The 24772-nt window shown below is 62.1% G+C and carries 6 protein-coding genes; 5 read left to right on the top strand and 1 reads right to left on the bottom strand.

Annotation, left to right across the window (positions count from 1 at the left end; all coding sequences use genetic code 11):
• Positions 1-249: 249 nt before the first annotated feature.
• The 4 genes from GSQ75_RS19295 to fabD all read left to right on the top strand — a co-directional run bounded on the left by GSQ75_RS19295 (position 250) and on the right by fabD (position 6508).
• The gene (locus tag GSQ75_RS19295; protein WP_256369804.1) at positions 250-375 is read left to right on the top strand and encodes a hypothetical protein; all 126 of its coding nucleotides are present in this window, start codon (positions 250-252) and stop codon (positions 373-375) included.
• A gap of 357 nt (positions 376-732) precedes the next feature.
• On the top strand, positions 733-1491 hold the full coding sequence (locus tag GSQ75_RS12305) for a 4'-phosphopantetheinyl transferase superfamily protein (protein WP_158755179.1): 759 nt from the start codon (positions 733-735) through the stop codon (positions 1489-1491).
• A gap of 1048 nt (positions 1492-2539) precedes the next feature.
• Entirely contained in the window at positions 2540-2764 is a 225-nt protein-coding gene (locus GSQ75_RS12300) for an MbtH family NRPS accessory protein (RefSeq protein WP_158755178.1), read from the top strand.
• 240 nt (positions 2765-3004) lie between these two features.
• Complete coding sequence (gene fabD, locus GSQ75_RS12295) at positions 3005-6508, top strand: ACP S-malonyltransferase (RefSeq protein WP_158755177.1); 3504 nt, start codon at positions 3005-3007, stop codon at positions 6506-6508.
• A 47-nt stretch (positions 6509-6555) separates the two neighbouring features.
• Here fabD and GSQ75_RS12290 read toward each other — a convergent pair whose 3' ends face one another.
• On the bottom strand, positions 6556-6753 hold the full coding sequence (locus tag GSQ75_RS12290; RefSeq protein WP_158755176.1) for a hypothetical protein: 198 nt from the start codon (positions 6751-6753) through the stop codon (positions 6556-6558).
• A gap of 16 nt (positions 6754-6769) precedes the next feature.
• Here GSQ75_RS12290 and GSQ75_RS12285 point away from each other — a divergent pair, with 16 nt between their 5' ends.
• Positions 6770-24652, top strand: a complete 17883-nt coding sequence (locus GSQ75_RS12285) for a non-ribosomal peptide synthetase (RefSeq protein ID WP_158755175.1) — start codon at positions 6770-6772, stop codon at positions 24650-24652.
• Positions 24653-24772: the final 120 nt, after the last annotated feature.

Below are 24772 nucleotides of genomic sequence, written 5' to 3'. Positions count from 1 at the left end.
ACGGCGCCCTTGCTTCCAGTTCGCACCGGAGCTTTTAGTAGTTGGCTATCTCCTGAAAGGCTAGCTCGCCACGCAGAATGGCATCGCAAATGCGCTGGTAGCGATGCCACTAGCGAAAACCAAAAATGAAGCAACGCCGCGCAGACCCGCGCGATTGCATGCGCCGCCAATGGCCAGATCCTGGTCAAGGACAGCCTGGATACATCCGCCCACCAATACGCTTATGCCGAAGAGCAGCGCCTGGTAGGTTTGAACAACCTCGGCAACATCAATCCGGCGAATACCTCCAGCGGTTTCAGCGACAGCGTGCTGTGTAGTCAGGACTATACGGTGCAGGCGGTCGACACCCTGGCGTCGCTGGTGCAGGCGATCTAAGGCGACGCCAACCACGCATACAACCTGACGCTGGCCAACAGCCTGTAGCCGGGGCCATGTCGTTTGCGGGAACGCTACCCAGCGAGCATTGGTTCTTGTCACTGACCGATGCACGAAGCAAAATCAAGGCGTGGTGGCATTTTTATATAACGAGGAGCGACCTCATACTTCGCTGGCATAGAAAACACCTGACGAATTCGTCTGAGAATAAGGGTCCCAAACGAATTCACGGGCGCCAAAGAAAGTCGGAATCTGTACCCATTGATGGCCCAGGAATCGGGGAGGGGGGGGAGGGGCAGGTGACCCCCGACTCTAAGCCATTCAGCTACTCAAAGCGGGGGACGTCGGAAATCGGCAATGAGTGAACCTGACGACGCTCAGGCAGCCAGCGCGATATTTGAAATATCGACCACGGTGAATGCCGCGTGCCCCACGCTGTGGCAGCAAGCGCGAGAGGCCTGCGCAAAGGCGCTGGACCAAGGTCATGCATTCGCCGTGGTACTGCGTGAGGCCGATGCGCTGGCGGATGAAGGTCTGCTTGCTGATGAAGACTGCCAGCGCGCCGCGCGCTACAGGCGCAGCCGTGATCGTAACAATTTCATACTGGGGCGCACACTGGTGCATCACCTCGTTCGCCCGCCCAATGCTTCGGCGCCCTGTGTGTTCTCGTTCGGTCGCAATGGCAAGCCATTCCTGCCTGGCTGCGCGGCCTTCAACTTGTCCCATTCGGATGACTGGATTGCCTGCGTCGTCAGTCACAGGATACTGGTCGGCATCGATGTGGAAACCTTCCAGCACCTGCGGAACTATCTTGACCTGCTAGCTATGACTACGCATCCGGCCGAACGTTGCATCATCGACCAGGCGACTGCCGCCCGGCGCCTAGCCTTGTTTAAGCGCTGCTGGACGCGGAAGGAAGCCGTGCTGAAGGCAACCGGCATGGGCTTGAGCGATGACCTGTGTTCCATCGATGTCCAATTGGATGAGAGTGAACCCGTGCTCGGCTCGCCGGCTTATTTGCGTATATTGGACTTGCCGGTGGACGACGACCGGATATCGATCTCGCTGGCACTAGACGCACGGGTGCTGGGTATCGCGGTCATGTTTGTCCATTAAGCGGCTGCGCATCCTGAGCTATCCCACGTCGCAGCGTGCTCAGACGTGTTGTGCGAAATCCAATCGATCGGCCATGGCCTCGCGGCGGTTCGGAGCGGGCCGCCTTGAGTGTCGCTGGCGTCCCGGGCGACGGTGAATCGGCTCATCAATATCCTCTTGATAGAGTTTCATGGCGAATTTTCATTTGGCCATGCATCGTATTTTTATGCGGCGCGTGGATCTTCGCGTTCGCTAATTTCATCGATTTAAACTGTGCGGCTACAGCGTGTAGCTATGAATTTGCCATGGATGAGATTCGATGCATTCCGTGCTTCATTTCGAAAATTCCATTCTGAAATCGCTGATGCTTGCGATTGATGCAGTGTTTTCTTTCGCTTCCGGATAAGGCTGATCGTTAGTGTGTTGTCACAGTTCCCACAGATTGCACCGCACTATGATAAGTTGAGTAGCCGGTTACATAGGATCATCTTGACTGGTCACGCTTGGAAGTAAACAGCAATGCATCTGGGTGATGCAGGCTTCGGTCGAAGCAGCGTTGTGAATAGGGACAAGCAATGGATACGCTCATTAATCACGAGGTGACGTCTATCGCTCGTGCAGCCGCCCGCTTTCGGCGGAGGCTGCCACGTTGTCCCGCAGTGCAGGCGTGGATGGTCGAGGCGTTTCCGGGCGCACACGCAATGATGAATGGTGCCTCGGGCGCACCCGTACCGACGTCCCGTGGCCGGATAGATCGCTGCTCAGGCGATCAGAGGGGACTCTTCTCGCATCCAGACCGCGCGGGTGGCATCGAGTGCGAGTCAAGCCTTTCACACGCAACCACACGCATCATGTCGTCCCGTCGCCGGTCGTCATCGTTCTTTTCAGCAGCGGCTTCGCGGTCTGGCTGCGGGTCTGTGGGTGATTTACCGAGTGCGGACCAACGTTGAATCAATAAAGTGCCAGGTCCTTTGAACGGTCCGCGCCCACTGTCCGTTCCAGTGACCTTGTCCATGTAGTTATACATCAATCGTTTAGCCAGGCGATTGCATCTGCAGAGGAGACATGTATGTCCACCAGTTCGAGTCAGTCAGAAGTGATGTACGAAGTGGTTGTCAGCGAAGAGGGGCAGTTTTCGATCTGGCCGATGAACAAGGCGTTGCCATCTGGATGGACCAAGGCGGCCAGCCAAGCTGGTACGAAGGAAACCTGCCTTGAGTTCATTCGCGGGACTTGGACCGATATGCGTCCGCTTTCGCTGTATGCACAGCCAAGGTCCCTGCCGACAAGCTAGCTGCACGGCTAGCAAAGATTGAAACAAGCGATGGCGTACCGATCGAATTGGAACATCGGCTGTTTCCTTGCGTGCCTGCTTCGCATACGCCTTCTTGCATGGCTTATTAGCTCGACCCTTGTGTAAATGACTTGTAGATGCTCCTACCTACGCGTGGATGGTGGCGCAATTTCATGGTGACACTATGGTTCGGATTGTGATGGTGCACGCGCACGACGGGATAACTCCGAGTGGGCGAAGATGAAAACCGTATTTCTCTTTTCAGGACAGGGTTCGCATCATTTTCAGATGGGCAGGGAGCTCTTCGAGCGGAATGCGACTTTCCGTTCCACGATGGAGTCCGCAGACAAGGTGGTGCGCGAACGTTGCGGGGGCGACTCGGTACTAGCTGTGCTTCATGCCGAGCACAACACGAGAAAGCTTCCCTTCGACCGCACCTTGCACAGCCATCCGGCCATCTTCATGGTGGAATATGCGCTGGCGAGGACCTTGATCGATGCCGGCGTGCAGCCCGATATGGTTCTGGGCGCGAGCCTGGGTGTCTTTGCAGCGGCGGCCATCGCAGGTTGCATCGATCCGGATCAAGCGCTGCTGGCGGTGATCGAGCAGGCGATCGCACTGGAGTCACATGCCGCGCGTGGCTGCATGATTGCGGTTGTGGGTGAGCGCGAGCGGTATCTCACATCCGAATTGCTTGCGTTGTGCGAATTCGGCGCGAGCAATTTCGCCACCCATTCGGTGATTTCGTTGCCTGCATCGAATGTGACGGCGGTCGAAGAACATCTTCGTCGGCGCGACGTGGCATTCCAGCGGCTGCCGGTCAGCTTTGCCTTCCATTCACGCTGGATCGACGCGGCGGAACAGCCTTACCAGACATTCCTGCGCACGCTTCAACTCCGGCGGGGCAGCGTCCCAGTCATTTGCTGTTCTTCTGGGCGGCCGCAGGAGTCCCTGCCTGCCGGGCATTTCTGGTCCGCCGTGCGCGACCCGATCCTTTTCTCACAGACAGTGAGTCTCGCCGAATCGCAGGGCAGCTATCGCTATATCGATATCGGCCCGGGCGGGACGATGGCGACTTTTCTTAAACATGGATTGCCGGTCGATTCGACATCGAGCATCCATCGAATCATGTCACCGTTCGGCGATGACACACGCCGATTGGCTGAACTGGTTGAGACCTCGCGGTCGCCGGCATGGCTAACAGGCTGGGAAACCGATGCAGCGACACCGGTCGATCAGTTGGCGGGCAATCGGATAGCAGGCAATCAGATACGGAACGTGCGCACCATGGAGTCACCCAAAATGAAGGCAGTCATCTTTCCTGGTCAGGGTTCCCAATTCAGGGGAATGGGCAAAGACCTCTTTCCACGCTTCCCGGAACTGGTCGAGACCGCGTCAAGCATCCTCGGTTATTCGCTGGAAGATTTGTGCATTAACGACGCACAAGGGCGTTTGGCGCAAACGCAGTACACCCAGCCGGCATTGTTTGTCGTCAATGCAATGTACTACTACCGGCATCGGGAATTGAATCCTGCCTCGGATACCAGTGAATGGCCGGATTATTTTGCCGGGCATAGCTTAGGTGAATACAACGCCTTGCTCGCGGCCGGCGCCTTTTCCTTCGAAACGGGATTGCGCTTGGTCAAGAAGCGGGGAGAGGTGATGGGAGCGGCCAGCGGTGGTGGCGTGGCTGCCGTGCTGGGCATATCGGCCGCAGAAATCAGGGCGATGCTCGACGAGCATGGGCTTGGTCAGATCGATATCGCCAACCTCAATACACCGACCCAAACGGTTATTGCTGGCGAGAAGGCCGCCCTTGTCACGGCCGCTGAATTGTTTGCGAAGAACAATCTGCGCTGCGTGACCCTGAATGTCAGTGCCGCATTTCATTCCCGTCACATGCAGCCAGCACAGGCTGAATTTGCTGAGTTCGTGCAGCAATTTTCTTTCGAGGCACCCCGGGCCACGGTCATCGCCAATGCGACGGCCCGTCCTTACGATGCGACACGCATCGCGGAGACACTGGCCGCGCAGATTGCGGCGCCGGTGCAGTGGGTGGACACGATCCGCTACATGATGGGCAAGGGCGTTGTCGAGTTCCAGGAGATGGGAGCCAACGTACTTTCGAAAATGGTGCTTGAGATAAGGGCCAAGGAAACGCCGATTATCGACGAGGCGCTAGTCGTGCACAGCTTGGACGTGCCGCATGAAGGCAAGCTCGTCCGCGACGAGGTTGCCACGGTGCTTGCGGCTGTCGGGCATGACGCGGACACCAGCAAGGCGACTTTCGAAACGAACCGCACGATAGCTCGCGATCGACCATTTCGCATCGAAGCGACCTCACTGGGCAACGAGGTATTCCGGCGCCGTTTCGGCCTGAAGTACGCCTACATGGCGGGCGCGATGTATCGCGGGATTGCTTCGGCCGAACTGGTGATCAAGATGGGCAAGGCAGGCTTGCTGAGCTTCTTCGGTGCAGGCGGACTTTCGCTGGAAAAGATCGAGACGAATATCATCCGCATAAAGGGTGAGTTGAATGGCGGCCAGCCGTACGGCATGAATCTGCTGGCGAACTATGAATACCCTGCCCAGGAGCAAGCCGTCGTCGATCTTTATCTCAGGCATGGGATCAGGATCATCGAGGCGGCGGCCTTCATGCAAATGACACCCGCCCTGGTCAGGTTCCGCCTGCAAGGTCTGCGTACCAATGAACGCGGCGAGGTGGTTTGTGACCATCGCATCGTGGCGAAGGTGTCGCGTCCCGAAGTGGCCCGGGTGTTCATGAGTCCACCACCCGCTGCCATCGTGGAAAAGCTGCTCGAGCGACGGCTGGTGACGCCACAACAGTCAGCGTTGTCGCAGAAAATACCGGTCAGCCACGATATCTGCGTCGAAGCCGACTCCGGTGGCCATACTGACGGTGGTATTGCGGCCGTGATGCTGCCGCCCCTGCTGCGCCTTCGCGACGAAATGCAGCGGACGCATGGTTATGTGGAACCCATGTGCATGGGACTGGCTGGCGGTATTGGCGGGCCAGAGGCCGCAGCAGCAGCTTTCTTGCTGGGTGCGGATTTCATCCTGACCGGCTCGATCAACCAATGCTCGGTGGAAGCAGGCATGAGCCCGGATGGCAAGTCGATGCTGCAGCAGATCGACATCCAGGATACGGAACACGCGCCGGCGGGCGACATGTTCGAAATCGGTGCACAGGTTCAGGTGATGAAGAAGTCAGTGTTCTTTCCGGCGCGGGCGAATAAATTGCTTTCGCTTTATCGCCACTACGACAGCCTGGATGACATTCCGGCGCGCACGCGGCAACAGCTGGAGAGCACCTTCTTCAAGAAGACTTTCGACGAAATTTGGTGCGAGACGGCCAACTATTTCAAGTCGACAGGCATGGAGCATGAGATTGCCAAGGCCGAGGCAAACGCAAAGCACAAGATGGCGCTGGTGTTCCGCTGGTACTTTGCCTACTGCACGCGCATTGCTGTGGAAGGCAAGGGCGATGATCGCGTGAATTACCAGATCCAGACGGGTCCCGCCCTAGGGTCGTTCAACCAGTGGGTAAAGGGGACCGAACTCGAGCATTGGGCCAACCGGCATGTGGATCACATCGCCATAAAGATCATGGATGCCACCGCCGAGCATCTGACGAAATCACTCGCCGGCTTCCTTGCTGGAACGGGAAACGATGACGAGTCTGCCATGCCGGTAAGTGATGTTCCGCGCTCGCAGGCCGCGTGACCCGACAGATCGAGAGGTTGCCGGTTTATATGGCGCGCTCATGCTGGTCAGATGGGGCGGCTTTCCCTGGCGAGATGGTCCGCCGCTTTCGTCGACACGCCGGCCTCGGAGTATGCGACGTCGGTTCCATCAGCAAATGTCAGCTTGTCCCACCCGGCAATGTTGCGGCTTTGGATCAGCGGCTTTTCCATCGGGGCGTGGCGCCAGTCAGATTGACCGAAGCCGTAGCCTGAAGAATGCAACATAAGGATATGCACGACTATGAAAGTCCGTCAGAACCCGTCCCAGGAAGCCCCGTCGCCAACCACCGGCGAAAACGGGGATGGTCATACCACCGATCATCGTGATGGCGGCGACATCGCCATCATCGGAATGGCCTGCCGGTTTCCCGGCGCTAACGACTACGGGCAATTCTGGGAGAACCTGTGTAACGGTTTGTCCAGCGTGGGCGAGATACCGGAAAACAGGTGGGACAAGGAGGCTTTCTACTCGACGGATGTGCGCGACAAGAACAAGTCCATCAGCAAGTGGGGGGGGTTTGTCGATGGCGTCGAGTTTTTCGACGCGGATTTCTTCGGCATATCGGCGCGCGAAGCGGAAGTCATGGATCCGCAGCAGCGGATCATGCTCGAACAGGCATGGGCATGCATGGAGGACGCAGGCTATGACCCCAAAGTATTCAGCGGCAGCAACACCGGGGTCTATGTCGGGGTTTTCAACTTCGACTACGAAGACCATTTGAGGAACGCCCTGGATGCCATCGAAGGGCACGTTTCCACCGGCACGCATACCGCGCTCATCCCGAACCGTATTTCCTATTTCCTGAATCTGCACGGCCCCAGCATGCCCATCGATACCGCATGCTCGAGTTCGCTGGTCGCATTGCACAAGGCGGCACATGCCATCCGCCGCGGCGAGTGCGACCACGCCCTGGTCGGTGGTGTGAGCGTGTTGTGCAGCCCTACTCATTTCATTTCATTCTCCAAGACCGGCATGCTGTCGCCGGACGGCAGCTGCAAGAGTTTCGACGAGCGCGCCAATGGCTATGTCCGCGGCGAGGGCGCAGCCATGGTCCTGATCAAGCCGCTGCACAAGGCTGTCCGCGACAAGGACCGGATCGTCGCCGTATTGCGCGGCTCCGCCGTGAATCACGGTGGTCACGCGCGTACGGTCACTTATCCGGGATCGACTGCCCAATCCAATGTGATCGCCGAGGCCTTGCGCGAGGCACGCGTGCCGGTTGCCACCGTCGGCTATGTCGAAGCACATGGAACAGGCACGCCCAAGGGTGATCCGATCGAGGTGGAAGGCCTGAAAATGGCGTTCTCCCGGGTTGCAGCCGATCGCGGGGAAGCACTGGGCGAGCATTCCTGCGGCATCGGCAGCGTCAAGACCAACATCGGCCACCTGGAGTCGGTCGCCGGCCTGGCTGGCCTGATCAAGACGGTGCTGTGCATGAAGCACAAGACCTTTCCGCCACTGGTGCATTACCGGAAGCTCAATCCGCGCATCACGTTCGCCGACAGTCCGTTCTATCTGGTCGACACGGCACAACCGTGGAATGCCCTGGTCGACGACAGCGGACAAGCCCTTCCGCGTCGCGCCGGCATCAGTTCCTTTGGTTTCGGCGGCGTGAACTCGCACGTGGTCATCGAGGAATACCTCACGTCCGGCCACTCTGCATCCGGCGACGACAGCAGGACGGTTGCTGCATCTTCATCGGCACCGTCGCCGGTGCTGATCGTGCTCTCGGCCAAGACCGCGCCGGCGCTGCGCGAACGCGTGAAGCAACTGCTTTCTGCCATCGATACGCCCGAGGTTCGTCATGCCGGCCTCGCTGACATGGCCTATACGCTGCAGGTCGGAAGGCAGGCCATGGCGTCGCGTCTGGCACTCGTGGTCGACTCGTTCGAGACCCTGCAGGTCCGGCTCGAGAACTGGCTGGCGCAGTCATTCGCGCCAGGCGAACTCCTCACCGGAGAAATTGGCGCCGACATGCCGGCACAGGACAAAGACGCGGCGCAGCGCGACGATTCGTTGGCCGCGTTGCTTGCCGGTGGAGAGCTGCAGCAGCTTGCGCAGAAATGGGTCGAAGGGCATGTGCTCGACTGGCTGCTCCTGCACGAGCCCGGCGCACGCCGCCGAGTGGCGCTTCCGACCTATCCCTTCGTCAAAGACAAATACTGGGTGGAGGCAAAGCCATCGTCGTCGGTCGACCCGGCGGCATCACAGCCACCCATCCATCCACTGCTCCAGCGCAATACGTCGAACGCCGCCGGCCTGCGTTTCAGCAGCCGCTTCAGCGGCAGGGAGTTCTTCCTGGCCGATCATGTCGTGCAGGGCGAGCGCACCTTGCCAGCCGCGGCACAGCTGGAGATGGCACGTTGCGCAACGGCTCAGGCAATGGTTGCCGGCGAGCGCTACCGCTTGCGTGACGTGGTGTGGCTGCGGCCGGTCCTGGTCGGCGACGAGCCCAAGGACCTGAATGTTGCGCTGTTCCCGGAAGGAAACTGCGAGTTCAGTTTCGAGCTTTACGCCGACGCCGATGGCGACGAGGGCGTTGTGTATAGCCAGGGCTCGGTGATCGCCGTGGCGGATGCGCCGCCACCCGCAGCGACGCACGATCTCGCTGCGATGCGTCAGCAATACGCGTCGTCGCGGATCGATGCGGAGGCATGCTATACCGCGTTCGATCGCATCGGCTTGAGCTATGGGCCAGGCCATCGTGGCCTGAGCGAGCTCCTGACAGGCGCTGGACAGGCGCTGGCGCGGATCACGCTGCCGGAACCGCTGAAGCAGCTGCAGGAAGGTTATGTCCTTCATCCCAGCGTACTCGATGCCGCGTTGCAGGCAGCGATCGCCTTCCAGGCCCATGCGACCGGCGGCCTGGACGAGGCGGTGCTGATGCTGCCCTTCGCACTGAAGTCGCTGGACTTGCTGGCCCCCTGTACCGACAACATGTGGGCTGTCATACGCCACAGCGCCGGCAATGACGCAGGCGATGCACTGCAGAAATTCGATATCGACCTGTGCGATGAAAGCGGCAGGGTCTGTGTCCGCCTCGGCGAATTTTGCGCCCGGGCGCCAAGCCACGCCGGAGCCGTCGAGCAGGTGCGTACGGCCTTGCTGCATCTTGATTGGGTGCCGCAGGCGGCTGGCGCAAACGATGCGTTGCAAGCGGCCACGCATCTCGTGCTGCTGTGCGGCGGTGCGGAAAACCCCGATGCGCTTGCGCGCGACATCGGCGTGGCCTTGCCAGGCGTCACATGCATCGACATCGATCGCGATGTCGACCATGCGGCAGCGCAACGCTACGAAACCGCTGCGGGAAACCTGCTGGCGCAAATCCAGGCGCTGGGCAGCCAGGCGGGTCAACATCTGATCCAGCTGGTGGTACCGAGTGTAGGGCTCGGCCAGACCATGGCTGGATTGGGCGGCATGTTGCGCACGGCGCAACGGGAGAACCCGCGACTCGTCGGCCAGGTCATCAGTGTCGAGCCCGGGCAGGATGTGCTGCAGGCACTGCTCGAGAATCGCGACGATCTTTCGGCGCAGATCCGTTATGCCGGCGGCAGGCGCGAGGTGGGTGGATGGGCCGAACGGCGAGCATTGCCCGCTGCCGCGGCACCCTGGAAAGCGCAGGGCGTGTATCTGATCACGGGTGGCGCAGGCGGACTGGGCCTGATCTTCGCTCGTGACATGGCGCGTCAAGCCCGTGGCATCACCTTGATCCTGAGCGGGCGTTCGCCGCAAACGGGCGCGATAAAGGCAAGTCTGGCCGAACTCAAGGCGCTGGGTGCCCGAGTGCAGTACCGCCAACTCGACGTGGGTGATCGCGATGCCGTCGAGCAATGCGTGCATGAATCCGTCGAGACCTTTGGCAGCCTGCACGGCATCATCCACTGCGCGGGCGTGCTGCGCGACAGCCTCATCGTCAACAAGACCCGCGAGCAATTGCACGATGTGCTGCACGCCAAGGTGGCCGGTACCCTCCATCTCGACGAGGCAAGCCGCGGGCTGGCGCTCGACTGCTTCATCTGTTTCTCGTCCACTTCGGGCGCGCTCGGCAATGTCGGGCAGGCCGACTATGCAGCGGCCAACGCTTTCATGGATGCCTTTGCGCAATATCGCACCGAGCAGGTGGCGCTGGGACTGCGTCACGGCCGCACGCTGTCGGTGGACTGGCCGCTGTGGGACGAAGGCGGCATGCAGGTGGATGCGTCGACACGCCAGCGCCTGACGCACGAGACTGGCGCGATTCCGTTGCGCAGTGCCAGTGGGTGCATGGCCCTGTCGCAGGCCTGGTTGAGCGGGTCGCCGCAGATGCTGGTGATCGAAGGCGACATACGCCGCTTCAAGGCAAGCCTGTCTGTTGCGGCGAAGGCTGCCGTCGTGGCGGTCGCGCCTGGATCGGCGGCAATCGATGCGCCATCCGACGAACTGCAGGAAAAAGCCATACGCTATTTCGTACGGCTGCTGTCGAGCACGCTCAAGCGTCCGGTTGACAGCATCGATGCGCGGGTACAGATGGAAGCCTACGGCATCGACTCCATCCTCGTGATGGATCTTACCCGGGCGCTCGAACAGGTCTTCGGCACGCTCTCCAAGACACTGCTTTTCGAATACCAGACCCTTGCTGCGCTGGCCGACTATTTCCTGCAACAGCATCGCGGCCGTCTGAATGAAGTACTGGGCGAGACATCGCGCGATGCCATGGAAAGCTCATCACCGCGCGAGGACGCGGTGCCGGTTGCCATCGCCACCACGACGAGCCGACGTCCGCGCTTTGGCAGGCAACAAGAAGCCCTCAGCGGATTCACACGTGTCGACGCGGCGACTGGGGATGCTGGCGAGATCGCGATCATCGGGTTGTCCGGCCGTTATCCGCAGGCAGGCAATCTGGAGGAGTTCTGGAGCAACCTGAGCCAGGGCCGGGACAGCATCACCGAGATCCCGCTGGAGCGCTGGGACCATACGGCCTACTACGACCCGGACCGCAGCAAGCCGGGCAAGACCTACAGCAAATGGGGCGGCTTCATCGACGGCGTCGACCTGTTCGACCCGCTGTTCTTCAATATCTCGCCACGCGAAGCGGAGCTGATGGATCCGCAGGAACGGCTGTTCCTGGAGTGCGTGCACGCCACGCTGGAAGACGCCGGCTACACCCGCGACAACGTGGCGCCGGAGCGCAGTGTCGGCGTCTTCGTCGGGGTGATGTACGAGGAGTACCAGCTGTACGGCGCGCAGGAACAGGCCCGCGGAAACAACCTGGCGATGCTCAACAGCGCCGCCTCGGTGGCGAACCGGATCTCGTACTTCTGCAATTTCAACGGTCCGAGCCTGGCGCTGGACACGATGTGCTCGTCGTCGCTGACGGCGATCCACCTGGCGTGCCAGAGTCTGCAGCGCGGCGGCTGCGCGGTGGCGGTGGCCGGCGGGGTGAACGTGTCGGTGCACCCGAACAAGTACCTGATGCTGGCGCAAGGCAAGTTCATTTCGGGCAAGGGGCGCTGCGAGAGTTTCGGCGAAGGCGGCGAAGGCTATGTGCCGGGCGAGGGCGTGGGTGCGGTGCTGCTCAAGCCGCTGGCCCAGGCGCAGGCCGATGGCGATCACATCTACGGCGTGATCAAGGCGAGCGCGATCAACCACGGCGGCAAGACGAACGGCTATACGGTGCCCAATCCCAACGCGCAGGCGAAGGTGATCGAGCAGGCGCTGCGCGAGGGCGGCATCGACGCGCGCGCGGTGAGCTATGTGGAAGCGCACGGTACCGGCACCAGCCTGGGTGATCCGATCGAGATTGCCGGGCTGTCGAAGGCGTTCCGGCAGTGGACGGCGGACACGCAGTTCTGCGCGATCGGTTCGGCCAAGTCGAATATCGGCCACTGCGAGAGTGCGGCGGGCATTGCGGGGGTGACCAAGGTCTTGCTGCAGCTGAAGCACCGGCAGCTGGTGCCGAGCCTGCATTCGGGGGTGCTCAATCCGAACATCGACTTCGACGACACGCCGTTCGTGGTGCAGCAGGCGCTGGCGCCGTGGCCGCGGCCGCTGCTGGAGCGGGGCGGGGTGAAGCGGGAAGGTCGGCGGATCGCGGGGATCTCCTCGTTCGGCGCGGGCGGTGCGAATGCGCATGTGGTGATCGAGGAGTACGAGGCGCCCGTCGTCCCGACGGTGGCGGGCGGCCCGGCCCTGGTCGTGCTGTCGGCGCGCGATGACGAGCGGCTGCACGCGCAGGTGCAAGCGCTGCTGGCGTTCCTCGACGCGCCGCGGACCGAGCCGGAGGTCGCCCTGGCCGACTTGGCCTATACCCTGCAGGTCGGGCGCGAGGCGATGGAGGAGCGGCTCGCCCTGGTGGTCGATTCGCTTGCCGAATTGCGCGCGAAGCTCGTTGCTTATGCCGCCGGCGAGACCGTAATGGACGAGGTGTATCGCGGCCAGGCCAAACGCAACAGGGAAGCATTCGCTGCGCTGACCGATGACGACGACATGGCGGCCATCGCCGAGGCATGGGTCGCCAAGGGCAAGTTCGGCAAGCTGCTGGACCTGTGGGTGAAGGGCCTGGCCTTCGACTGGCAACGCATGTACGGCGAAAACCGGCCACGCCGGATCAGCCTGCCCACCTATCCGTTTGCGCGCCAGCGTCATTGGATAAAAACGACCGCGGTGTCGACAAGTGCCCCGGGCACCGCAGCGGTCCTGCATCCGCTACTGCATCGCAACACCTCGGATGTCGCAGGCCTGCGCTTCAGCACGCGCCTGAGCGGTGAGGAATTCTTCCTGGCCGATCGTGTATTGCCAGCCATGGCGCAGCTGGAAATGGCGCATGGCGCGATCGGCGAGGTACTGGGTGGACCGGTGCGCATGGCATTGAACGACGTGGCATGGCTGAGGCCCGTCATCGTGGCTGCTGATGGGCTCACGCTGCATGTCAGGTTGTATCTCGGCGAAGCCGATGACATCGGTTTTGAAATCTATAGCGAAGATGGCGTCGGCGAAAATCTGCTGCATAGCCAGGGCATCGCGTTCGTTGATGGCACGGAAACCGCGGATGCTTCCTCGACGCAGGATCTGGCGATGCTGCGCGAGCAATGCATGCTGGCGCATTGGGATGCCCAGGCCTGTCGCGCGCAGATCGAACAGGCGGGTGGCCCGCATGAGCAGGCAGGTCAGGCGCTGAACGAACTGTTCGTCGGCCCGCAGCAGGTGCTGGCGCGGATCGCGTTGCCCGCCGGGCTGCCAAATGACGGCTATGTGCTGCATCCGAGTCTGCTCAACGCCGCCTTGCAGGCAACGCTTGGCCTGCCGGGCGGCGACACGCCGGATGCGCGCATGAAGATGCCTGTCGCGCCGGTTGCGCTGGGCGCCCTGAAAGTGTTTGCCCCGTGCACGACAGCCATGTGGGCCCTCGTTCGTTACAACATCGGCTGCAAAGCGGGCGACGCGGTAGAGCGGCTAGACATGGATCTGTGCGATGAGCACGGCACCGTCCGCATGCGCTTCGAGCAGCTCAGCTGGGCGACATCGACGACGGGCGGCACGCCGGACAACGCCGGTGAATTCGTGCCGGCGCCACCGCAATCCGAGCCCCTGCCATCAACTGAAACCACGTGGCAGAACGAACCCATGCTGCCCGCTGAAACCATGCAAGAGGCGAAACCCATGTCACAGGCAGCCATGCCGGATGCATCGATTCAGACCCTGCTGCTGCATCCGACATGGAGCGTGCGGCCCGTCGCCGCGGACCGTGCCGCCGGGCGCGAATTTGCGCAACATCGCGTGATCGCATGCGGCTTCGACACGGCAGATGCCGATCGCTTGCAGGCACGCATCCCGGACGCAATCTGCATGGTGCTGGCCGATGCCGAGGATCTGGCGTCATGCTACGAATCGATCGCCGGAACCTTGCTCGAACAGCTGCAGGCGCTGAGCATCAAGCGTGGCAAGCATCTGATCCAGCTGGTGGTACCTAACCAGGGTATCGGCCACACCTTCGTGGGCTTGGGCGGCATGTTGCGCACGGCGCAACAGGAGAATCCGCGTCTCGTTGCCCAGGTGATCAGTATTGAACCTGGCCAGGATATCGTGCAGGTGTTGCATGAAAATCGCGACTGCGAGGCGCAGCGCGTGCGTTACGTCGGTGGCGAACGCCAGATCGGCGGCTGGGGCGAATGGCGGCCCGCGCCCGACGTGGTGCCGCCATGGAAGGCACGGGGCGTGTATTTGATCACTGGTGGGGCGGGCGGGCTTGGCCTGATCTTCGCCCGCGAAATCGCGAACCATGCCAGCAACCCGGTGTTGATCCTGACCGGCCGCTCGCCGTTGAATGAAGGCATCCAGGCGAATATCCGCCAGCTCGAAACACTCGGTGCGATCGTGCGATATCACGCGGTCGATGTCACCGATGCCGCCGCAGTGACGCAATTGGTGCATGGCATTCCGGAAGAGTTCGAAAGCCTGGACGGCATCATCCATAGCGCTGGCGTTCTGCGCGACGCCTTCATCGTCAAAAAGACGCGCCAGCAACTGCATGAGGTACTGAGTTCCAAGGTGAGCGGCACGCTGCACCTCGATCAGGCGAGCCGCGATATCCCGCTCGACTTCTTCGTCTGCTTCTCGTCCGTGGCCGGTGCGATGGGAAATGCAGGCCAGGCGGACTATGCGGCGGCCAATGCCTTCATGGATGCGTTTGCGCACCATCGCGCGGAACTGGCGACGCGTGGATCGCGCCACGGGCGCACCTTGTCGATCAATTGGCCGCTGTGGGATGAAGGCGGCATGCAGCTGGATGCCGCGATGCGCGCCATGCTCATCCGGCAATTCGGCATTCATGCCCTGGCCAGCGCCAGCGGCGTGCTGGCCTTGCGGCATGCGCTGGCCAGCGGGCTGAGCCAGTTGCTGGTGGTGGCCGGCGAGGCCGTGCGCATCCGTCACATGCTGCTCGGCGGGTCGCAAGAAGCACCAGCCGCCGCACCGGCGCAGGCCCCCTCCCGCGTTGCTGCCGACGCCAGCCGTCCGAATCCGGGCCCGGCTGACCGCGCCTTGCCGCAGCATGCCCCGGAAGAACGCGGCCTGAAAGAGCAGGCTTTGAAAGAACAGGCCTTGAAGGAGCAGGCGCCGCCCGAAACGGTAAGGCAAACGCTCGCAGACCTGGCGTCCTCCTTGATCATGGTGAAGCCGGAGGACATCGATGGCGAGACCGTGCTGAGCGAATACGGTTTCGATTCGGTCACGCTCACCGAACTCTGCAACGCCATAAACCTGCGCTATCGGCTCGAATTGAAGCCGACGGTATTCTTCGAATTTCCGACAATCGACGGCCTGGCCGACTATCTAGTGCGCGAACACCGCGCAGCGACGGCACCGCCTCTCGCGCAGACGATCAGCGCACCGGCGGCACCCGCGGCGCCGGTCGTTCCCTCAGCGCCGTCATTCGAACGTGTCAGCTCGCGCAGCCATCGTCGCTTCGGCACGTCGCTGAAGGCCTCTGCAGCGAGTCGAAGCCAGGCGATCAACGAGCCCATCGCGATCATCGGCATGAGCGGTCAGTTTCCGCAGGCGCGAGATCTCGACGCGTTCTGGCACAACCTGCGTGAGGGCAGGGACTGCATCAGCGAGATTCCATCCGACCGCTGGGATTGGCGCGCATGGCATGGCGATCCGGTACGCGAGGAAAACAAGACGAACATCAAGTGGGGCGGCTTCATCGATGGCGTCGATGAATTCGATCCGATGTTCTTCAGCATCTCGCCCAAAGAGGCCGAGATGATGGATCCGCAACAACGCCTGGCCATGATCCATGTCTGGAAGGCGCTGGAGGACGCTGGCTATGCCGGTTCGGCGCTGGCGGGCAGTGATACGGCCATCTACATCGGCACCGGCGCACCCGGTTATGGCGCGCTGCTCAATCGCGCCAATCTGTGGTGGAAGGCCTATTCATCGACGGGCGCGGTACCTTCGGTCGGCCCGAACCGGATCAGTTACCTGCTTGATTTCCATGGTCCGAGCGAACCCATCGAGACCGCTTGCTCCAGCTCGCTGGTGGCGTTGCGGCGTGGCGTGGCGGCCATTCACAACGGCGAGTCGTCGATCGCGATCGTCGGCGCCGTGAATACCATCCTGACGCCCGAAGCCCATATCAGTCTCAACAAGTCGGGCATGCTGAGCGAGGACGGTCGCTGCAAGACTTTCTCCAGCGAGGCCAATGGCTATGTGCGCGGCGAAGGCGTCGCGATGCTGGTGCTGAAAAAGCTGTCGGAAGCCGAACGCGATGGCGATCATGTTCACGGCTTGGTGCTCGGGAGTGCCGAGAACCATGGTGGTCATGCCAATTCGCTGACCGCGCCCAACCCGAAGGCGCAGACGGCGGTGGTCAGGATGGCCCACCTGCAGGCGGGCATCGATCCGCGCAGCGTGACCTATATCGAGACCCACGGTACCGGCACGCCTCTCGGCGATCCGGTGGAAATCGATGGCCTGAAGGCGGCGTTCAAAGACCTGTACACGGCTACCGGTGGGGGCGACGTGGACGTGCCCCACTGTGGCCTGGGTTCGGTCAAGACCAATATCGGCCATCTGGAGCTGGCCGCCGGCATAGCGGGCGTGGTCAAGGTCTTGCTGCAGATGAAGCACAAGACCCTGGTGAAGAGCCTGCATAGCGAAAGCCTCAATCCGTATATCGACTTGAGCGGCAGTCCCTTCTACATCATGCAGGAAGCGCGTGAATGGACGGCCTTGCGCGATGCCAGTGGCCGGCAGCTGCCGCGCCGTGCTGGCGTAAGCTCGTTCGGCTTCGGCGGCGTGAATGCGCATGTGGTGCTGGAAGAATATATTCCCTCGACAGCGAAGCCGCGGATCGCTACGACGCCCGTCGCCGTGCCCGTGTCGGCGCGTAACGAAGAGCAGCTGCGGACGCAGGTGCAGGCACTGTTGTCATACATTTCTTCGCAGCCAGATGCTGCGGCGATTGATTTGACCGATCTGGCTTATACATTGCAGGTCGGGCGCGAGGGGATGGAGGAACGACTGGGCTTTCGGGTCGGATCGATCGCCGAACTGCGCGAGAAACTGAGCGCCCACATCGCGGGCCATGTAGACCTCGGGGGCGTGTACCGGGGGCAAGTCAGGCGCAACAAGGATGCGATGGCCGCCCTGTCGGCCGATGGAAGCATGGGACACACTGTGCGCAGCTGGTTGGAGCAGGGCAACCTGGACAAGCTGCTCGAGGTCTGGGTCAAGGGATACGCTCTCGACTGGAGCAGCCTCTACGGCACGCAGAAACCACGTCGCATCAGCTTGCCGACGTATGCGTTTGCGCGCGAGCGGTATGGCATGTCCGCTGCCACGGTGCGCTCGGGCGCGTCATCGAACGGCGAGCTGCAGCAGGCCCTGCATCCCCTGCTGCACCGAAATACATCGGACCTGTCGATCCAGCGATACAGCAGCCATTTCCATGGCGGGGAATTCTTCCTGGCCGATCACCGCGTGGCCGGTGTACCCACCTTGCCCGGTGTGGCACAGCTTGAAATGGTGCTTGCCGCTGCACGCGAAGCGACGCATCGGGACAAGGGCCTGTCGCTGGGCAAGGTGATGTGGGCACGTTCCGTGGCGGTGGGGACAGAAGGACTCACCCTGCATCTGGCCCTGCATCCGGAAAAGAACGGCACGATCCGTTACGACATCTACAGCGGCGCCGGGGGCGAGGTCACGTTGTATGGCCGAGGCACCGTCTCGGTGGCATCGGCCGGCGAGGAACCCAGCCCCGCGGCCATCCGGCACGATCTTGCCGGATTGCGTGCGCAATGCAGCGTGGCACATTTCAGCGCCGCGCAATGTTATGCCGTCTTCGACCGGATGGGCATGCATTACGGGCCCGGCTTCCGCGCCCTGAACGACGTATTCGTGGGCCGGGGGCAAGTCCTGGCGCAGATAGCGCTACCTGCCCCGGTAGCGTCGTCGCTGTATCACTATGCGTTGCATCCGAGCCTGCTCGACGCCGCCCTACAGGCGCCTCTGGGGCTGCGCATGGCGGTCGCCGGAACGGGTGAGGTTGCGCTGGCGCTGCCGTTTGCGCTCGAAGCACTGGAGGTGCTGGCGCCTTGCACTAGCCCGATGTGGGCATTCGTGCGTCATGGCGCGGGGAGTGCCGCCGGCGATGCGGTCGAGAAATTCGATATCGACTTGTGCGATCCGACAGGCCTCGTTTGCGTGCGCATCAAACAATTCAGTTATCGCGTATTCGATGCCGAACCCGTGCGCGGAATGAACATGGATCGGAGCATCCCGGACAGGGCCGATTCGACAGGCATGCGCGTGTCCGGCACGCGGGAGACCGAAGCCGTCATGGCACGAGCCGAACTGCCGCCAAGCGAACTGTTGCGCGAAAAGAGCACCGCACAGTTCAAGAAGCTGATAGGCAAGGCCATCAACCTGTCCGCCGACGCCATCGAGGCGAATGTCGGTTTCGACCAGTACGGCATCGATTCGTTTCTCGTCATGGAGCTGACCAACGCGCTGGGCGAGGTGTTCGGTGCCGGCAGCATCAGCACGACCCTGCTCTTCGAATACCAGAGCATCGAAAGGCTGGTCGAGTATTTCATGCGGAACGAGGCCGATGCCCTGATGCGCTGGACGGGCCTCGATGCCGTTTCCGTCGCAGCGCGTGCCTCGCACGCCACGCCGCCGCAAGCCATGACGGCGTACCGGCCGGACCTCGTGCCGATGGCCCCTCGTGGCGCTGGTTCAAACCGCTTTGCCGCGGGCGAGGGCGAGCCGTTCGCGGTGAAGCCCGCCCCGGTGAGCGTACCCGTCACGGAGTCATTCGACGTGGCGATCATCGGTCTTTCGGGGCGTTATCCGGGGGCCGCGGATGTCAACCAGTTCTGGGACAACCTTGCCGCCGGACGCAACTGCATTACCGAAGTGCCGCCAGAGCGCTGGGATCACAGCCAGTTCTTTGACGAGCGCAAGCAGCAGCCCGGCAAGACCTACAGCAAATGGGCGGGCCTGCTCGATGACATGGAGTGCTTCGACCGCCTGTTTTTCAATATCACGCCGCGCGAAGCGTTGTTGATGGGCCCGCAGGAACGGCTGTTTGTGCAAGAGGCCTATGCGAGCATCGAAGACGCCGGTTACACGCCGGAGAGCTTGTGCCCGAGCAGGAAGGTCGGTTCGTTCGTGGGTGTCTCGAACGAGCATTACGCGACGGGCGTGCGTTACTGGTCGATCGCCAATCGTGTGTCCTATCTGTTCGACTTCCAGGGCCCGAGCATGGCGGTCGATACTGCCTGCTCGTCGTCGCTTACGGCTCTGCATCTTGCAATCGAAAGCCTGCGCAGCGGCGACAGTGAAGTCGCCATTGCCGGCGGGGTGAACCTGATCCTCGCGCCTGCCCATCTGATCGATCTGTCGACCTTGATGATGTTGTCCAGCGGCGACCAGTGCAAAGCCTTCGGCGCCGGCAGCGACGGGTTCGTCGATGGCGAGGCCGTGGGTGCCATCGTACTCAAACCATTGCATCGCGCGGTTGCCGACGGCGACCATATCTATGGTGTGGTCAAGGGCAGCGCGGTGAATTCGGCGGGCAAGACGCGCGGCTACATGGTGCCCAACCCGAATCTGCAGGCGCAGGTGGTGACCGATGCGCTGCAGCGCGCCGGTGTCGACGCGCGCAGTATCAGTTACCTGGAGGCACATGGCACCGGTACCAGCCTGGGTGATCCGATCGAGATCGCCGGATTATCGAAGGCGTTCGGCCGCTGGACGCAGGACACGCAGTTCTGCGCCATCGGCTCGGCCAAGTCGAACGTCGGCCACAGCGAGAGTGCGGCGGGCATTGCCGGCTTGACCAAGGTGCTCATGCAGCTGAAGCACGGGCAGCTGGCGCCAAGCCTGCATTCGAGCGTGCTGAATCCGAATATCGACTTCGACGCCACACCCTTCGTGGTGCAGCAGAAACTCGCGCCCTGGCCAAGGCCGGTGCAGATCGCGGATGGCGTGAAACGGGAAGGCCCGCGAATCGCGGGAGTTTCTTCGTTCGGTGCCGGCGGCGCCAATGCGCATGTCGTGGTGGAGGAGTACATCGCCCCGGTCGAGTCGCCCGCGCTGCCGGGTCCGGCCATGGTCGTGCTGTCGGCTCGCAATTCGGAGCGCCTGCAAGAGCAGGTTCATCGGTTGCTGGCAGCGATCACGTCCCCCCCTGCCGCCACCGACCTGACTCTGGCCAACCTGGCGTATACCCTGCAGGTTGGCCGCGAGGCGATGGAAGAAAGACTGGCCATGCGGGTGGAGTCGCTAGACGACTTGCGGGCCAAGTTGGCGGCACTGGCCGCCGGTCACGCCGACGTCGATGGCGTGTACCGCGGCCAGGCCAAGCGCGGCGCCTTGTCACTGCTTTCCGGTGACGAGGACTTGAACGTGATGGTTCGGGCATGGGTCGCGAAAGACAAGTTCGGCAAGCTGCTCGACCTTTGGGTCAAGGGTCTCACCTTCGACTGGATGACCTTGTACGGGAAAACGGGCGGCATGGGAGCGGGGCAGCCCAGGCGCATCAGTCTTCCTACCTATCCATTTGCGCGAGAGCGCTACTGGACCGATGTCGCTTATCCGGACCTTCAAGGCGCCTTCCTGGCCGAACAATCGCAGCATCCCGACGCTCACCGCGCCTCCATGGCAACGTCCACGCCACCGGCAAAGGCGGCAACGGGTACGTTGGCAGGAATGCCGGGCATCAGCCATGCGCAGGTGAAAACAGCCCGCGTCGCGGATATTCCGGATGCCTTCGCAGCCACGGATTCATTGCAACGGCCTTCCGTCGACGATGCCGTCGTGGCCGTGCCCGCGGCATCCTCGCCCGAGTCATTTTCCTCGGCCGCATCGAACGAAGCCGTAGTGGAGCCTGCGATCAGCCATGCGCATGTAAGCGAGCCCGGTTCGCCACATCATCGCGACGCGTTCGCAAGCGTCGATCTGTCGCGTCCGCTTGCCGAAGAGGCCGACGCAATCCCCTCCCTACAGCCTGCCGCGGTATCGACCAGCGTCGGCCCGGAGGCGGCGATCGACCATCAGGCGGTGATGATCGCGATCTGGCAGGAATTGTTCGGACGCCCGTCGGTGGAAATCGACGACAACTTCTATGAACTGGGTGGCGACTCCTTGCTGGGGATGCAGCTCGTGTCGCGGATTCGTGCCGAGTTCGGCGTCGAATTGGAGGTGAGCACCATTTTCGAAGCGACGACGATCAGAGCGCTCGTCGAACGCATCAAGTTGCTCGATCGCGAGGTCGGCCTGGAGCCGGCAAGCAGCCATGAGCAGGCGGACGCCATTGTCCCCGCAGATCATTCCACGATTTTCGTCGCCGAAGCTCCGTCGCAGGCCCTGGCTCAAGAGGCGGTCGCATCCGCGCAGCCGACCGCCGCCGTGTCGAACAAGAGGGATGGGACGCCGGCGATCGACCATCAAGCCGTGATGATCGCGATCTGGCAGGAATTGTTCGGGCGGCCGTCGGTGGAAATCGACGACGACTTCTACGAACTGGGTGGCGACTCTCTGCTGGGGATGCAACTGGTGTCGCGGATTCGCGCCGAGTTCGGCGTCGAGTTGGAAATGAGCGTCATTTTCGAAGCACCGACCGTGAGAGCGCTCGTCGCCAGCGTCCAGATGCTCGATCGTGCCGACGATGCGCCGCCGCCGATTCTCGACGAGCCGGCGAACGATGATCTCGCCGCCAGCCATGCCGAGATGCCGGTGGCCGCGACTCCGGCGCAGTCACTTGCACGCGATGCGGTCGAAGTTGTTGCCGCTGCATCAACCGCCATCGTATCGGACGCCGATTGGCAGCCAGGGCTCGGCGAAAGGTCGCTGGCGCCGCAGCTGAGCTACTGGAAACAGCGTTTGGCGGGTTGTCCGAGCCTGTTGACGCTGCCGACCGATCGGCCACGACCTGCACGGCTGAGCCATCGTGGTGCGATGCTGTCGTTCATGCTGCCGGCCACGCTGGTGTCGTCGCTGCAGGCGCTGGGCAACGAGACGCAAAGCACGCTGTTCATGACGCTGTGTGCGGCCTTCGACGTGCTGCTGGCGCGCTACTCGGGCCAGAGCGACATCTGCATCGGCACGCCGATCGCCAACCGCAATCGCAGCGAAGTCGAAGAGCTGGTGGGTTTCTTCGTCAACACGCTGGTGCTGCGCACACAGGTGGACCTGACACAGGACTTCAGGACCCTGCAGCAGCAGGTGCGCCAGCACACGCTGGATGCGTATGCGCATCAGGATGTGCCGTTCGAGCAACTGGTGGAAGCGGTGCAGCCGGAACGCCATGCCAGTTACACGCCGCTGTTCCAGGTGATGCTGGTGCTGCAGAACACGCCAATGGACCAGCTGGCGCTGCCCGGGCTGGCGATAAAGGCGCTGGACAGCGAAAGCGTCACCGCCAAGTTCGACCTCACGCTGAGCCTGACCGAGAGCCGGGACGGTCTGCACGGCTGTTTCGAATACAGCACGGACCTGTTCGATGCCATCAGCGTGGCGCGGCTGGTGGATCATTTCACGCACCTGCTGCAGGCGATCGTGACCGATCCGAGCGGTCCGGTCGGCAAGTTGCCGATGCTGGGCAACGCCGAACGTCACCAGTTGCTCCACACCTTCAACCGCACCACGGGCGGCCACCCTTGCCAGGTGCCTCGCCCGGTCACACTGTGCATCCATCAACGCTTTGAACAACGGGTGCAACAAGCGCCCGCTGCCCTGGCCATCATCGACGGCGAGACCTCCCTCAGCTACGAACAGCTCAACCGGCGCGCCAATCGGTTGGCGCATCTGCTGGGTGCACGTGGTGTCCGGGCGGGCGATACCGTGGCGATCGCGTTGCCGCGAAGCGCAGACCTCGTCGTGGCCGAGCTTGCCATTGTCAAGGCAGGTGCAGCCTACGTACCGCTCGATGCAGTTCTGCCCATCGACCGCCAGGCGCACATGCTCGAAGACTGCGGCGCACGATGCATGGTCACGCACGCCGGCATTGCCTCGCCCGATAATATTCGCAGAGTCGAGCTTGATCTGGCCGGCACCCAGGCTGAGCTGAATCAGCAGCCCGACCACAACCTGGCGACCCAGGTCGATGGCGCGACGTGTGCGTACATCATGTACACCTCGGGTTCGACCGGGCAATCCAAGGGCGTGCAGGTGCCGCATCGCGCGATCGAACGCCTCGCGATCGACAACGGCTACCTCGATGTGCAGGCCGGAGATCGATTTGCATGTGCGGCCAACCCGGCGTTCGATGCCAGCACGCTGGAAATCTGGGTTCCCTTGCAAACCGGTGCGGCCATCGTCATCGTCAGCCAGGACGAGCTGATGGCGCCGGCCGAACTGGCGACGCTCATTCATGAGAAGCACGTCACGTGCATGTGGATGACGGTGGGGTTGTTCAACCAGTACGCCCAGCCTTTGGGCAGCGCGATTGCGCGATTGCGCGCCTTGATCGTCGGTGGCGATGTGCTTGATCCGCACATCATCGGGCAAGTCCTGCAGAACAATCCGCCGAAGCGGCTGATCAATGGCTATGGGCCGACCGAAACCACGACGTTCGCGGCCACGCACGATATTGCAGAGGTCGTTCCGGGTCGCAGCATTCCCATTGGCCGACCGATCGGCGACACCTGTATCTACCTGCTGGATCGTTACCTGCAGCCGGTGCCGATCGGCGTCACCGGCGAGCTCTACATCGGCGGTGCCGGTGTCGCTCTGGGCTATATCAATCTTCCCGAATTGACGCGGGAACGATTTATCGTCGACCCGTTCGTACCGACAGATCATCTCGATGCCCGCCTGTACAAGACCGGCGACCTTGGCCGTTATTTGCCGGACGGCACGATCGAGTATCTGGGCCGCAACGATTTCCAGGTAAAGGTTCGCGGCTTCCGCATCGAGCTGGGCGAGATTGAAGCGAACTTGAAAGCGATGGCGCAGATTCGCGAAACCGTGGTGCTGGCGCGGGAAGACAGCGTGGGCGACAAACGGCTGGTGGCGTACCTGGTGGCGCATGCCGGGCAGGGCGTGCCGGAGGGTCGCAGCTGCGCACGATCCTGTTGCAGACCTTGCCGGAGTACATGGTGCCGAGTTACTTCGTCGTGCTCGATCAGCTGCCGCTGACGGCGAACGGCAAGGTCGACCGCAAGGCGCTCCCGGCCCCGGACATGACACGCAGCGACACGGGTTATGTCGCGCCACGCACACCTACCGAAGAAATCATGGCCAGTCTGTGGGCGGAAG

It is taken from the genome of Dyella sp. S184, assembly GCF_009766065.1.
In the GTDB taxonomy this organism is placed as follows: Bacteria; Pseudomonadota; Gammaproteobacteria; order Xanthomonadales; family Rhodanobacteraceae; genus Rhodanobacter.
Note: the sequence above shows the minus strand (reverse complement) of the source record. Positions and strands in the feature narration are given on the sequence as shown.

Excerpts from the sequence above, each read along its gene's own strand:
- GSQ75_RS12305 (WP_158755179.1), top strand. The coding sequence starts at position 733 with ATGAGTGAACCTGACGACGCTCAGGCAGCCAGCGCGATATTTGAAATA.
- GSQ75_RS12300 (WP_158755178.1), top strand. The coding sequence starts at position 2,540 with ATGTCCACCAGTTCGAGTCAGTCAGAAGTGATGTACGAAGTGGTTGTC.
- fabD (WP_158755177.1), top strand. The coding sequence starts at position 3,005 with ATGAAAACCGTATTTCTCTTTTCAGGACAGGGTTCGCATCATTTTCAG.
- GSQ75_RS12290 (WP_158755176.1), bottom strand. The coding sequence starts at position 6,753 with ATGTTGCATTCTTCAGGCTACGGCTTCGGTCAATCTGACTGGCGCCAC.
- GSQ75_RS12285 (WP_158755175.1), top strand. The coding sequence starts at position 6,770 with ATGAAAGTCCGTCAGAACCCGTCCCAGGAAGCCCCGTCGCCAACCACC.